The sequence below is a fragment of the Anabaenopsis sp. NIES-4685 genome (assembly GCF_059725405.1).
In genome coordinates, this window is sequence record NZ_AP043602.1 from 3679270 (window position 1) to 3692991 (window position 13722).

At 42.2% G+C, this 13722-nt stretch carries 10 protein-coding genes; 1 reads left to right on the plus strand and 9 read right to left on the minus strand.

Annotated elements, in window-relative coordinates; genetic code table 11:
* Nucleotides 1-67 precede the first annotated feature (67 nt).
* Complete coding sequence (locus AC6IZ0_RS15740) at nucleotides 68-1309, minus strand: S-layer homology domain-containing protein (protein ID WP_497723791.1); 1242 nt, start codon at nucleotides 1307-1309, stop codon at nucleotides 68-70.
* A 422-nt stretch (nucleotides 1310-1731) separates the two neighbouring features.
* A complete protein-coding gene (locus AC6IZ0_RS15745) occupies nucleotides 1732-2412 on the minus strand; it encodes a conjugal transfer protein TrbI (protein WP_271733796.1) in 681 nt (226 codons plus the stop codon).
* 592 nt (nucleotides 2413-3004) lie between these two features.
* On the opposite strand from AC6IZ0_RS15745, the gene sbcC reads away from it, so the two are divergent.
* The gene (gene sbcC, locus AC6IZ0_RS15750) at nucleotides 3005-6031 is read left to right on the plus strand and encodes an exonuclease subunit SbcC (protein ID WP_497723792.1); all 3027 of its coding nucleotides are present in this window, start codon (nucleotides 3005-3007) and stop codon (nucleotides 6029-6031) included.
* A gap of 96 nt (nucleotides 6032-6127) precedes the next feature.
* On the opposite strand, the gene AC6IZ0_RS15755 is transcribed toward sbcC, so the two are convergent.
* The 7 genes from AC6IZ0_RS15755 to yidC all read right to left on the minus strand — a co-directional run bounded on the left by AC6IZ0_RS15755 (nucleotide 6128) and on the right by yidC (nucleotide 13585).
* Complete coding sequence (locus AC6IZ0_RS15755) at nucleotides 6128-6586, minus strand: SH3 domain-containing protein (RefSeq protein ID WP_497723793.1); 459 nt, start codon at nucleotides 6584-6586, stop codon at nucleotides 6128-6130.
* A gap of 216 nt (nucleotides 6587-6802) precedes the next feature.
* Nucleotides 6803-8323: an ATP-binding cassette domain-containing protein gene (locus AC6IZ0_RS15760; RefSeq protein WP_497723795.1), complete on the minus strand. Its 1521-nt coding sequence runs from the start codon at nucleotides 8321-8323 to the stop codon at nucleotides 6803-6805.
* Nucleotides 8324-8630: 307 nt separating this feature from the next.
* On the minus strand, nucleotides 8631-9080 hold the full coding sequence (locus AC6IZ0_RS15765; protein ID WP_497723796.1) for a hypothetical protein: 450 nt from the start codon (nucleotides 9078-9080) through the stop codon (nucleotides 8631-8633).
* 518 nt (nucleotides 9081-9598) lie between these two features.
* The gene (locus tag AC6IZ0_RS15770) at nucleotides 9599-11116 is read right to left on the minus strand and encodes a Ycf46 family AAA ATPase (RefSeq protein WP_497723797.1); all 1518 of its coding nucleotides are present in this window, start codon (nucleotides 11114-11116) and stop codon (nucleotides 9599-9601) included.
* A gap of 125 nt (nucleotides 11117-11241) precedes the next feature.
* Complete coding sequence (locus AC6IZ0_RS15775) at nucleotides 11242-11748, minus strand: YceD family protein (protein ID WP_271733434.1); 507 nt, start codon at nucleotides 11746-11748, stop codon at nucleotides 11242-11244.
* A 173-nt stretch (nucleotides 11749-11921) separates the two neighbouring features.
* Complete coding sequence (locus tag AC6IZ0_RS15780; protein WP_497723799.1) at nucleotides 11922-12443, minus strand: Jag family protein; 522 nt, start codon at nucleotides 12441-12443, stop codon at nucleotides 11922-11924.
* On the minus strand, nucleotides 12443-13585 hold the full coding sequence (gene yidC, locus AC6IZ0_RS15785) for a membrane protein insertase YidC (protein ID WP_280801861.1): 1143 nt from the start codon (nucleotides 13583-13585) through the stop codon (nucleotides 12443-12445). The genes AC6IZ0_RS15780 and yidC overlap by 1 nt, the downstream gene beginning before the upstream one ends.
* Between the last annotated feature and the right edge of the window lie 137 nt (nucleotides 13586-13722).

The window sequence follows — 13722 nt, forward strand, 5'->3', positions numbered from 1 at the left end:
TTAACTCACTTATGTCAATGCTTGTCAACATAAGTATAGTTTTGTCTATAAAATAGTCAGCTTAGGACTAGCTCACCGAAACCAGAAAGTTTTGATTGATTTTTATTTGTAAATCCGTATCTGGGACGATGGAAATTAACTCAACGCTATTTCTGCCAAAGAACAGCCCAATCAAACCGCCGATAGCCGCACCACCTAGCACTTCTTCTGTAGCGATAGCGCCATCCCCTGTGACCGCAGACACCGCCGCCGCCGCACCAGCACCTAAGACACTATTACGGATAATCGTACTGGTGTTAATACCCTTTCTAATAGTTTCAGTTTTAGTAATTACTTCTGAAGAAGCGTTAATTTTATACTCCTCACCTGTGGTCAAAACTAACTTCTCCGCCACGAATTGAGAACCGCCTTGAGCCGGTTGGAGTTTACCCAAAACTTGACTACCAGCCGGAATAATTACAGTTCCTTGTCGGGTAATTACATTTTGATATACTGTCAGAGTCAAAGGTGCTGTTTCATCTTTGGTGACGAGAATTTTTTGCCCCTGAGCATACTTCACAGGAATCACAGTCCCTTGGGGAATAGTCACAGATATCCCTGTGGGGGTGGTAGGCTCAACAGCGACAATATAGGGAGAAATAATTGCGGAGGCTTGATTAGAACTAACCAACGCCTGATAGATAAAAGCCGCTACCTGTGCGCGGGTGGCGGTTGCAGTTGGATTCAGCAACTGAACGTTAGGATAGTTCACCACAATTCGCCGCTCAGTAGCTGCAGCGATGGGACTACGCGCCCAGTCAGCAATATTAAAGCTGTCGTTGAAAATTTGCAAAGTAGTTTGAGTATTAATACTCGGAGAATAATTTAACCCGTTGGCTAAAGCCACCAAAACCTGTTGGCGCGGGATCTTCTGGTTAGGCTCGAAGCGATTACCGGGATACCCTGTTAAGAAACCGATGGTATAGGCTTGTCGAATGGCATTAGATGCCCAAAAATTACCAGGAACATCCACAAAATTGATTGCTTGCCGTTGTGATGCTTTTAGGAACGCATTGTTAATCATCGCGGCAAATTGAGCGCGGGTTACTGCTTCTTCGGGGCGAAACCTACCATCAGGAAACCCAGCAATTACACCTCGCCTAGATAACTCTTGGATGAACTGTGCCGCCCAATAGTTAGATGGAACATCGGAAAATCTCGTTTGAGCTAATGATGGTGTGGTTGTGATTAAGGGTGCTACAGTACCTAATATGAAGCTTACGGCTAAAATTCCTGGGGTTCCAGATTGCCAAGGATTTAAATTCAACATTGCTTTTTAATGCCCTAAATTTCAGTTTTTCTCCTAGGTATTCAGACAATTTGCGTCATTAAAAGTTCCTGAAATGTTGATTTTTAATCCTGACACTATTAACTATCATTTGTTCTTTGTAGTAATGAATATAAGCTAATATCTGGCATTTATTATCCTGTTTGCATAACTTATGTTATTATTTAATCAGGGCTAAATATAGCATTTCCCATGCTCGTGAGGTACAATTTTTTTAGTTTGAGGGAACAGGGAACAGGGAACAGGGAATAGGGAATAGGGAATAGGGAATTGGTGTGTACTTCATGAGCCTGAAAAAGGCTTTATAGCAGCTAAAAATAAAGCGATCGCCTGCCATATATATTTGCACTGGCCATCGCTCATGGGAAATAATTAAACTCACAGATGAAATATAGTCAATCTTATTACAGGTTTATGACTAAATTGGAATTAAGTCCCAGCCTCAAATCTTGTTCGGGTCTTAAAACGAATGCTTCAACTTGTTGTTTCCGTAGCAATACACTAGCTAAAGCACCAGCAGCAGCACCTCCCAGAGGTTCTAAAACTTCAACTCTGCGGTTTCCTGTAATTAGTGAAATTGCAGTAGCTGCACCAGCCCCAATAGCAGCATCTGTTAATACTTTACTGCTATCATTTTTATTAATTGTTTCAGTTCTGGTAATTATCTGAGAGGAAGCATTAATTAATTGGCGACGGCCATCAGTAAAGACTAACTCCCTGGCCACGAACCTCACACCCCTAATATTGTCATTGTTTCTGCTTCTGTTATCGAAATATACGGGTTCTAGCTGTCCTACAACTTCAGTGTTTCTGGGAATTAAGATATTTCTGCGATTATCGATGATGTCATTTGATATTTTCAATGTCAGGTTCAATGTTTCCCCACGAACCACAACAACTCTTTCTTTTTCGTGTGTGACGGGAAGACTCACGTTAGCGTTAGCGGGAATTGTCACTGTTCTGGTTTGCCCAATAGTATACTGGGCATTAGCAGGAGTAAAGGCCATCATCGGAGTAACAGTACTAGTAATTGCCATTGCTACGAGTGCAGCGGTGTGATATTTCCATTGGTGAAGAGTATTCATAATATGCTTGTGCTTAATGTGTGTGCTGTATGATCTGACGGGCTATTGATTATGATTGTTTCTGGTTGTGTTTTAATGTGACTATAGTTATATATTCAAACAAAAAAAACTTAAGCCAGAAGTTTTTCATATTGTTGCAGCTAGCACTTTTGATACTAGGGACAGGTCAAAATGATGCTATGGCAATAGATATCTCACCAATTGCAGCACTCTTCAAGTAAATCGAATACACATCCTCATATGATCAATCTTGTGCAGTGGCGAGGAAAGTCCCCCCTTGCATAGCGCAGATGAAATGCTTGTAAATATGCATCTGACATTCTTGCTCACCAGATAAAAAAGATTGATTAAGATTTGGTAAAGGAAAACGTTCAAACCATATCAATACAACTCCCACAAGCAGGATGATTTTCTTTTAGGTCAAATCAGCAAAATAATTTGCCTAATATGAAAAATTGCGTCATCATATTGTTAAGTTTAGTAAAATTACGGACTTAAATACTACAATAGTAAGAAGCACATAGCTAAACTATCAAATAGTGCATCTGTACTGCCAAATAGGAAAACACTTAGATGTGGTGCTGTAGCCTCAATGATTCCAGTACAACTTATCCTCAAAAACTTTCTCAGTTACCGTGATGCAAGTTTAGATTTTAGCGGTTTGCATACGGCTTGTATTTGTGGTTCTAATGGTGCCGGTAAGTCTTCTTTATTAGAAGCAATCACATGGGCAATTTGGGGTGAAAGCCGCGCTGGTGTTGAAGATGATGTGATTCATTCAGGGGCGAAAGAAGTTCGGGTGGATTATATTTTTCAATGTAACCAGCAAAAATATCGGGTGATTCGCACAAGAGTTAGGGGTGCTAGTGGTGTCCTAGAATTTCAAATTGAAACAACTTCTGGGTTTCGCGCCCTGACTGGTAAAGGTGTCAGAGCGACCCAGGACTTGATTTTACAACACATCAAGCTTGATTATGATACTTTTATTAATTCTGCCTACCTGCGTCAAGGTCGTGCTGACGAATTTATGATCAAGCGTCCCAGTGAACGCAAGGAAATTTTAGCAGAATTATTAAAACTCAATCAATATGATCAACTCGAAGAAAGAGCAAAAGATGCATCTCGCCAGTTTAAGGCTAGGGTTCAGGAGTTAGAGCGTACTCTGGAGTCGAGTCAAATTCAGCTGCAACAACGGGAAGTAACCGCAGCCCAAAAAGCAGAATTGGAAACTGAACTGAACCAACTGCAACAGGTTCAGGCCTTTGAGAAGATTCAATTACAAAGTTTGCAACTTGTCCAGCATCAGCGCCAAAATTGGGAGCAACAACTTAATTTTTATAGGCAACAACAGCAAAATTTAACTCAAGATAGCGATCGCCTGCAACAGGAACAATCAGCAATTCAAATTCAGCTATCAGATTTAGAAGCAATATTAAATCAGGAAACTGAAATACATAACGGCTTTAGGCACTATCAAAATCTGGAGTTGCAAGAAGAAGCCTTAGCAACTAAGTTTCAAGAACACACCCGCGCAACGGCACTGCTGCAACAAAAGCAACAGCAATTAACTAGCCAAATTCACGAACTAGAAAGGGAACTACAACAAGTTGAAGGACAATTAGTAGCCTTAGAACTCCAAGAGCGAGAAATTCAGGAAACTCTTCATAAATCTGCTGAAGTAGAAGCTGCTTTAGCACAACTGATATCCGCCCGTCGGCGTTTAACTCAATTGGATCAACTGCAAATGCAAGTTTCTCCTTTGTTACAACAACGGCAAAACCTGCAAACTCAACTGGATAAAGTTCATGCGGGGGTTGTAGCACGTCTGGAACAGTTACAAGCTAGAGAAAACCAACTAAAAAGCTCCTCACAACGTCAAGAGCAACTACAACAAGCGGCCAGAGAGTTAGAAACCCAGATTTCGCAAATGGAGAAAGATAAAGTTTACCTGCAACGAGTACAGGAAAAAGGACAGGAAAGACGGCACTTTATGGAACGTCTACAAGCTCAAGAACGGGAATATGAAAGATTATTGGGGGAGTTGGAACAAAAATTGCAAATGCTCCGCACCCCTGATGCAATTTGTCCCTTGTGTGAGCGTCCTTTAGATGAACATCACTGGAATCGTGTCGTAGATAAAACTAAAGATGACTACAAGGATACTGAAGACCAGTTGTGGGTATTCCGGGAACAAAAGGCAGTATCAGATCGAGAAATTCAACTACTCAGACAGGAATATCGGGAAATACATCATAAATTGTCCCCTTATGATAATCTACGAGAACAAAGAGGTCAGTTAGCTGCACAACTGCAATCTATTAATGACACTGAGCAAGAATTACAACAATTAGCTACTGAAAAGCGGCATTTAGAGCGATCGCTGGAAGTGGGTGATTACGCCCCAGATCAACAGGCGGAACTGCGGCAATTAGATGAATATTTACAACAACTGAATTATAATGAGCAAGACCACGCTCTGGCTCGCAGTGAAGTAGAGCGGTGGCGGTGGGCAGAAATTAAACAAGGGCAAATTAAAGACGCAGCCAAGCGACAAGCGCAAATAGCCGCCCGCAAACCAGAATTACAAGGGAATATTGCCCAATTACACACTAAAATCCAGCAGGATAAAACTGATTCTGACTGTGCGAAACAAATTTCTCAACTTGAGCGTCAGATTGCCGAAATCGGTTACAGTTCAGAGCAACATAACAGCCTGCGCCAAGCTTTACGCCAAGCTCAATCTTGGCAATTGCGTTATCAGCAACTTTTATCAGCCCAGCAGCAGTATCCCCAACTCCAACAACGATGGCAGGATTTAGACGCTTCTAGGAGGGAAAGATTGCAAGAACGGGAAAAACTCCTGACCCAAATTGCAAATATTACCGAACAGTTAGAGCAATCAGCCAATCCCACGGAGCAAATCAACGCTTTAGAGCAGAAAATTCACACACGCCGACGAGAACTTGATGATTACATATCACATCTGGGGCGTTTAGAACAGGTGATGTTACAATTGGAAAACCTGCAAACCCAGTATGAGGAACAGCAGCAGGAATTACAAACTTGTAAGCAGCAACAACGAGTTTATCAGGAATTGGCGCAAGCATTTGGTAAAAATGGTATCCAAGCAATGATGATTGAGAACGTCTTACCTCAACTGGAAGCTGAGACAAATCAACTGTTATCGCGGTTGAGTGCTAATCAATTGCACGTACAATTTATTACTCAAAAAGCTGGGCGGAGTAGTAACGCTAAGAAGAAAAGCGCCAAGCTGATTGATACCTTAGATATTTTAATAGCTGATTCCAGGGGAACACGAGCCTATGAGACTTACTCCGGTGGCGAAGCGTTTAGAATTAACTTTGCTATCCGTTTAGCCCTAGCAAAATTACTGGCACAGAGGGCTGGTGCAGCGTTGCAATTATTAATTATAGATGAAGGCTTTGGTACACAGGATGCCGAAGGATGCGATCGCCTAATTGCCTCCATTAATACTATCGCCTCTGATTTTGCCTGTATCCTCACAGTTACCCATATGCCCCATCTTAAAGAAGCTTTTCAAGCCCGCATTGAGGTGAATAAAACTCAGCAAGGTTCCCAGGTAAGCTTATCAATTTAACTCTGAAAAAGTTCCGCCCACACCCCTGTGCCTAAAGTACGAGAAACCCAACTACGTTGCTGTTTCTGCAGGGGTTTTCAGCATTTTCATGATCAATTAATCAATTCGTTCCGTATTACCTATTCTTACCCAACCTTCTTGTTGGCTTTGAGTGCGAACTTTTTGCCATCTTTTATCCTGGCTTTCTTCCAAGATAATCAGTTCTTCATTCACCCCCACCCCAGCCACACGGGGAGCATCCAACGTTGGTTCAGCTCGCACACTTAAGCCTTCAGTCCAGATCACACGGCCTCGGTAAGCTCCCGGTGGTAATGTTTCCGTGGGAGTTTCCGGGGGAGTTTCCGTAGGAGTTGGTTCGGGGGTGGATATAATATTTACCTCAGTTGTTTGAGGAGCTTCTTGTGGTAAAGACGTACCGTCATTTGCAAAAATAGGTTTAGGCGGGGGGATTAAATTTCGATTAATGAAATAAAATGCAACGGTAACACCGCTACCGATTAGAATAGCGATCGCCATGACAAAGCCGAGTATCAACTTAAGTAAATTAGAAAGCATCCTTATCACCTCATCGTCAATGGTCAATAGTCAATAGTAATTCATAATTAAATATTGACCACTCCCATAAAAAATGTACTGGAGCAGCCAGTGTAAAATTATGGTAACTTGATGATAAAAAAAGTGAGTGCCGCCTTACTATTGCTAATTATTCATGAAGGCTTTGATACACAGGATGCACAAAGAGGCGATCGCCTCTGACTTTGCTTGTATCCCCTAGCCTGATAGAACTTCCCGACGATAAGCCCATCGTGCTAGCACCCCTGCAACGACCGTCCACCATAGTAACCACAGGATATGAACTAGGGGGTGGTTGTCAAACTTAAAAGTCTGCGGGAAATTGACTTGACCTATCCAAGCGATTAATTGACCGTAATGATAAGCAGGGGAATAAAGAACCAATTGCTCAAACCAAGGTTGATGAAACAAGATGGTTGGGTTCCATCCTACTGTTAATCCCACGAAAGCTATAACTATCAGACTCACCCACTGGACAGACTCAGGTTTAAAGAGATATCCCAAGGTGAAGCAAAAAATAGCAAAGGGAACAATGGCTAATAGTAGGATTACACTTAACCAGAGCATCCAGGGTTCAAATGCTAACGCTGGTTTGTGATGTACCAAACTCTCCACTTCTGCGATAATCAGAGATAATCCACTCATTGTTAAAGCCAGCAATGAAAAAATCCCTACTTTGGCTGCAAGATAGGTTGTAAAGGGTAGTGGCGTGATTCGGATGAGTTTTAACCAACCGCGATCGCGTTCTGAGGCAATTTTCAAACAGAACTGATTAATACAAAGAAAAAGAATCAAGGCACTTAAAGAAATTGATACATAGGCTTGGAAGGATTCTTGGCTAGTTTTATCAATAAAGTAGCCCATGGCAATCGCTAAAATAGCACTCCCCAGCACAGTATCGATTTTGCGAAAACCTTGTAACATCTCAGCATAGAACTGTCCCCAAAAGGCTTTGGAATTGCTGATAAAATTGTTTTCTTGATAGTCACTGCTAGCTGGAGAATGTTGCGGAGAATTGTCTGTGCTGTTAACAACAGCTATAAGGTCTTGATAGCGAGGTGAGGAAATTTCTTGAATTTTTCCATGACTTGGTTCTAATATCAGTTCCCGTGTCACTAAATCAGCAATTTCATCACAATCTTGTTGACTATGGCTAATGGCGATAATAGTTTTTCCTTGGCTATGGAATTCTCGAACTTGCTTCCAGAAATTTTCACGAGCTTCTTGACTAAGATTATTAGTAGGTTCATCAAGAATGAGTAAATCTGGGTTTCCCACAATCGCTAATGCAAAATATAAAGATTGAGCTTGTCCCCCAGCTAAGGTGGTTGCATAATCGTTTTGTTTTGTGTCTAAACGCGATCGCTTAATGGTATCTTCAAGTTCCAGGGGTTGGGGATAGTAACTCCGAAATAGCTGAATAGTTTCTTTGACAGTGAGATATTCCACAGGTTTTGCCCGTTGTAACATCGTCCCCAGTCTTAAATGAGATTTCGGATCTTGTGGTGATTTACCAAAAACTTCAATAGCTCCCTGATTGGGAGATTGTAATCCACACAACAAGTTTACTAAGGTAGTTTTTCCAGAGCCATTATCCCCACGCAGTAAAATAAATTCTCCGCACAGAATATCTAGGTTAATATCGTCTAAGACGTTCTGCTTTTTTTGATTAATCACATAGGTTTTTGTAACATTCCGCAGCTTGATAACTGATTTCATGATGATTAGTGAAAGAGATGAAGAAAATCAATTTTTTCGATAACAAACCAAATTCCTGCACCTGCAAGTAAAGCTGGTACTGGTGGAATTCCTAAGAAAGTTATTAAGGTTAAACTGAGTATTACAGCTATTACCATTATGGGCGGTGGAAATGTTGGTGGTGGTGGGGGACAAGTTGAGTTAATGCAAATTTGGTGAGGAAGTAAAGCTAAAAACAAAACAAAAATTGCAATTCCTCCCACAATTTTGACTAAGGATGGGGGAAGTCCGAGTATTTTTTTTGGGTTTTCCATGATAAAAATGTTCATCAATTTACATTTTCAACGAACCAGCAATATCCCCAGGCTACCGCACTTCCGATAGCAACTGCGAATGGCGGGGGAACCGTTAATGCAATTAGGCCCACGGTAGTGACGCTTCCAACGATGACCGCTGCTTCTGGCTTACAGAGTGTCACCTCCTCGTCCGGATCTATTTTACTGGGATCATCACAGGATTTCACGGAGTTATGTGATGTATCTTTTTTCTGTCCCGTAATTACACTATGTTCAGGGTGAACAGAAGTTATACAGCATTCTGTTTGTTGACCTTGCTGCCACCATAGGATAGGATCGCAGCTCTGTTGAGAAATGATAGTGTAAGCTACTAGAGATACTGTCCAGAGGATAAATATACCAATAAGTATTCGCGATCGTCGGAATAGACTCTCCAGAAAATTAGGCTTAACCGAAGAACTTGAGGGAGCTTGAGAAGTCATGAGAAACTCTCATTATTAAAGTTTACATCCACAGTTTGATTACATTAGGACTTACGCAAGATTGGACTAAAAACCTGGTTCTGATGTAGGGGTGATTCATGAATTACCCCTACTTTCGTTCTGTTTTGCGTAAGTCCTGTACATACCATATCATTACTTGCTGTATCAGGCTACTCTTAAATTTCGCAGTACCATTGTGCCAGGTTTTGCGAAAGATTCCGAGTAAATATGTAAAAAAATATGACTTTATTAAGTAGGGTTTTCCATTTTCAACCCAAGGTTTCCAGGTAAGTGTATGCCTATATATATACATCCCCAATAAAGAATGTGGAGGGGTGCCATTAAAATTCTGTACAAACGTTGGGAAAAATTATTAAGTAGGTCAAAATTCAGCAACGTAAAATGTGGATAGGGATTGCTTCACTCCACTTCGTTCCGTATGGCTAACGCCAAGCTTCGCTAACGCAATGACGTTTTATCTTTAATTAAGTACGTTGACCTACTTAACATCCGAATGATTAATTACGTAACTTACCGAAAGTATCACCCAAAATATTGTGTTTCGAGGCTAAACGCGCCCTCCCAGATGCAGCCCATTCTTGTAATTGTTGAATTTGCTCAACAGCCGTTCGCGCCAGGGGTATAATCTGGCTCGCAGCTTCGAGAATATCATCAGTAGTGAAATCGCGGTTTTGACTAAATCCAATGTGCATGGCTTCAATCAAAGTTTGCTCAATTTCGGCTCCTGAAAAATCCGGTGTTTCATAAGCTAGTCTGTCAATATCATAACCTTTCAAGTTATGGGGGCGCAGTCGGGATAAATGAACGTTAAAAATTGCTTTTCTCTCGTCTTGAGTAGGTAAACCCACAAAGAAAATTTCATCAAATCGCCCTTTACGCAACATTTCTGGTGGTAGGGATTGGATATCGTTAGCAGTGGAAACAACAAATACAGGTGAGGTCTTTTCAGCTAACCAGGTAATAAAAGTACCAAACACACGGCTAGTAGTACCTGCATCACCTTTACCACCCAGTCCGGAAAAAGCCTTATCAATTTCATCAATCCACAATACACAGGGGGCGAGGGCTTCCGCTACCTGAATCATTTGGCGTGTACGGGATTCTGACTCACCCACTAAACCACCAAATAAGCGTCCTACATCTAAACGTAGTAGGGGTAAATGCCAGTGATGAGCGATCGCTTTTGCTGTTAAAGATTTACCTGTTCCTTGAATACCTAACAACATTAAACCACGAGGGTGGGGTAATCCGTACTGTCGCGCCTTATCAGTAAACGAGCCTCCCCGACGCAGTAACCAATCTTTGAGGTTATCTAGTCCCCCTATATCAGAAATTTGCTCAGTGGCTGGGTAAAAGTCCAGGATTTGGGTTTGGCGGATAGTTTGGCGCTTTTCCTCTAAAACTAAGTCTACATCCTCAGGTTGTAATTCTCCATGGGATGCGATGGCTCGAGCCAAAACCCGCCGTATCCGTTCCATGGACAGACCTTGACAGGAACGCACCAAGTCATCGATAACTTTCACCGATAGGGAATTATTACCAGTGCTTTGTGCTAACCTTTCCACCTCAGCTTTAATTTCCGGCGCTGCGGGTAAAGGAAACTCCACCACCGTGAGAACTTCGGTTAAATCGTCAGGAATAGCAACCCGCGGCGACAGCAATACCAGATTTTTCGGTTGGGACTTCAGGAGTTTAGCTAAGTTGCGAAGTTTGCGGGCGATCGCCACATCATCTAAAAATCGATGATAATCACGTAAAATCAAGACAGCAGGGGCAGAAGCTGGCAACTTTTCCACAAATTCCAAAGCTTGCAACGGGTTACGCTTGCCAAACCCTGTATCATTGGGGTTTCCCTGGTAGCCATCCACAAAATCCCAGGTGTATACAGGACGGTTTCCTTGGTTTGTCGCTTCTTCCCGGATTGCGGCTTCTACCCGTTCCTCCTCATAAGTGGGGATATAAATCAAAGGGTAGCGGGCGCGTAGCAACAATTTAAATTCTTCACGAAAGTTCATAATTTTTCAAAACTTAAAAATATTTATTTAAAAAACCCGGCTCTCAGAAACCGGGTCTTAAGTTAGGTTAAACTAATAAATCCCTTTTCAGGCTGATCACAAGCACTACAACTTAAAACATTTACTCACCCCGGAAGTTGCTTTTTTAACGCTTCCAAAGAAGCCCAACGACTATCAACGGGCTTGTCTGAACTATCAACCTTAGCAGTCAAAATACCCGGACAATTGAGGTTACAAAGCTGGCGCTGAGGCAATTCCAAGCACATCTGCTCATATAACCACTCACTCGGATAAAAATAACCATCAGGTGAGAGGGTTTCCAGCAAATCTTCCATCACTACTTCCCTCTCTAAAGGTATATCCTGTATTTGATTAGCGGCTTCATCTAACCAAATAACTTCTTTGGTATTCACTATTAAACGATGGTTATATTGCTGCAAACAGCGGTTACAAGTACAAGTAACAATTGTTTCCGCTTTCCCAGATACTTCTAAGTAATTGCCATGATGCTCTATCCGCAAGCGACCACGAACCGGTGTTAAGCTTTCCAGACCAGGGAGAAACTCTTTAACTTCGATTTCCTCTCTCCGCTCCGGGGCTTTGGTAAGTTGGGGAATAAAAATTGCGTCCATAGGATTTCGATATAATCACGAACAGTTATATTTTGCTGTCACAAAAACCATAAAGCCGTCCTAGAAGGACGGGGTTTTTAACCCAAATTTCTCATAACTCTGTTTTAGCTTTTGAACAGAAGAGAAATTTTATATTTCCCAGGTTTTTATGATATAATCCGGTTTAAACCGGATTATTCAACTGTCGGCGCTGGACAGACCACCAAATGACGGTGCGGCTCTCGTCCACGGCTAAAAGTTTGCAAATCTGCAAATTCTTGGAAGAAAGAATGGATTTGCCGCCTTTCAGCAGCACTGAGAGACTTTATTTCTACTTCCCTACCAGAAGCGCGTACTTCGTCCGCTGCTGCTTCTGCCAAAGCGCGAATTTCCCCTTGTCTTTTGAGGCGGTACCCATTCAGATCAATGGTATAAGAGGCTTGTGACCCTGGGGGCTGGTTGAGGTTTAGCACCGAGTTGGCTAAATACTGAATCGCATCTAGCACTGAACCGTTAGCGCCAATTAAAACTTGGATTTGTTTCTGGGTCAGGTTAGTTTCATCAATAGTCAACCAGTAGCTATCTGTTTCTGGGGAATTGTCAAATTGAGAGGGGTCAGTTTGTAAATTCCCTTGAATCTCCGCAGGTGTTCCTGTTAGTCGCAGCAGGGTTTTTAACCACTGCTGCCCTCTGTGCATCCCACTGTCAAGCATCATCAACCTGTAGTCTTTTTCTTAGAACTTTTGGGCTCAAATGGTAAACTTCTCTGTTCTGCTGCGGCTTCTTTCTCTTGGGTGGCTACAATTTGTTGTAGTCCCTCCGGTAGAGGTTCACGAGAGAGAATATAAGTTTGGGCAGTTTGGAAAATATTACCAATCACCATATACATTAATACCCCAGCTGGTAGGGGGAAGAACAAAAACATTCCAGAAAATATAACTGGTGTGATTTTGTTAACTGTATCTTGTTGCGGGTTACCACCACCAGAATTCTGCCCGGAAATCATTTGGCTGACATAAAGGCTGATGCCGAAAAATATGATCATCGAGACAATATCCCAGTGGACTTTACCATCAGGATCTATAGCACCAACTCTACCCAAAGCTTCTATAAACAAAAATCCTTTTTCTGCTGCTAGTCCAGGAATTGAGCCTTGAATGGTCACGTCTCCCGGTTCCAAGGCTTCTATATTGCCCTGGGCATCTATTTTGACCCTCTCTTCCCCTTTCATGACTTTCCATTGAGGAATCAGGTTATTTTCTGGGTGTTCTGCTAAAAGCGCCTGAAATGGTTTACCATCAAGAGTTTGATATTGGATCTTAGTTTTTTCTCCTACGGCTAATTTGTTACCTCCGGGTAGAATAGCAGTGACACGAACGTGCTCTCCATCAGCAATGTAGATGTTTTGGGGAGCGGTAGCAAAGGCCTGGGGTTGAATTCGTTCGATTTGTTCAGCCGGAAAAATTTGCAGGTTAACGCTGTAGTTTGCACCAGCAAAAGGTGAACCCCGCAATGTGGCAAACAGCGCTAATAATACTGGCATTTGCAGCAATAGGGGCAGACATCCTGCTAATGGGTTACCAAATTCTTTTTGGACATTGACCATTTCCTCTTGCTGCTTTTGCTGATCGTCCTTATAGCGCTCTTTAATTTCTGCCATCCGCTTCTGCATCAGAGGTTGCACAATTCGCATTTTCCGCATATTACGAATTGAACCAGCACTCAGGGGATAGAGCGCGAAGCGGATTATCAATGTCAAGGCAACGATCGCCAATCCATAGCTAGGCACAATCCCATAGAAAAAATCTATGATTGGCAGCATCACGTTGTTTGAGAGAAACCCGATACCAAAATCCATTATTCTGAATTCAACCTGAGTTACTGTAAACTAATCTGAATGTGACATACTCCTACACTTTTGTGCAGGCCGCCCAGAGAATCCCGCTGTTGCACAGGAGGCTCTCGGCTCTAAGAACGGAATGCTATCCCGATCTA

Coding starts and splice junctions, on each gene's coding strand:
- AC6IZ0_RS15740 (WP_497723791.1), bottom strand. CDS start 1,309: ATGTTGAATTTAAATCCTTGGCAATCTGGAACCCCAGGAATTTTAGCC.
- AC6IZ0_RS15745 (WP_271733796.1), bottom strand. CDS start 2,412: ATGAATACTCTTCACCAATGGAAATATCACACCGCTGCACTCGTAGCA.
- sbcC (WP_497723792.1), top strand. CDS start 3,005: ATGATTCCAGTACAACTTATCCTCAAAAACTTTCTCAGTTACCGTGAT.
- AC6IZ0_RS15755 (WP_497723793.1), bottom strand. CDS start 6,586: ATGCTTTCTAATTTACTTAAGTTGATACTCGGCTTTGTCATGGCGATC.
- AC6IZ0_RS15760 (WP_497723795.1), bottom strand. CDS start 8,323: ATGAAATCAGTTATCAAGCTGCGGAATGTTACAAAAACCTATGTGATT.
- AC6IZ0_RS15765 (WP_497723796.1), bottom strand. CDS start 9,080: ATGACTTCTCAAGCTCCCTCAAGTTCTTCGGTTAAGCCTAATTTTCTG.
- AC6IZ0_RS15770 (WP_497723797.1), bottom strand. CDS start 11,116: ATGAACTTTCGTGAAGAATTTAAATTGTTGCTACGCGCCCGCTACCCT.
- AC6IZ0_RS15775 (WP_271733434.1), bottom strand. CDS start 11,748: ATGGACGCAATTTTTATTCCCCAACTTACCAAAGCCCCGGAGCGGAGA.
- AC6IZ0_RS15780 (WP_497723799.1), bottom strand. CDS start 12,443: ATGATGCTTGACAGTGGGATGCACAGAGGGCAGCAGTGGTTAAAAACC.
- yidC (WP_280801861.1), bottom strand. CDS start 13,585: ATGGATTTTGGTATCGGGTTTCTCTCAAACAACGTGATGCTGCCAATC.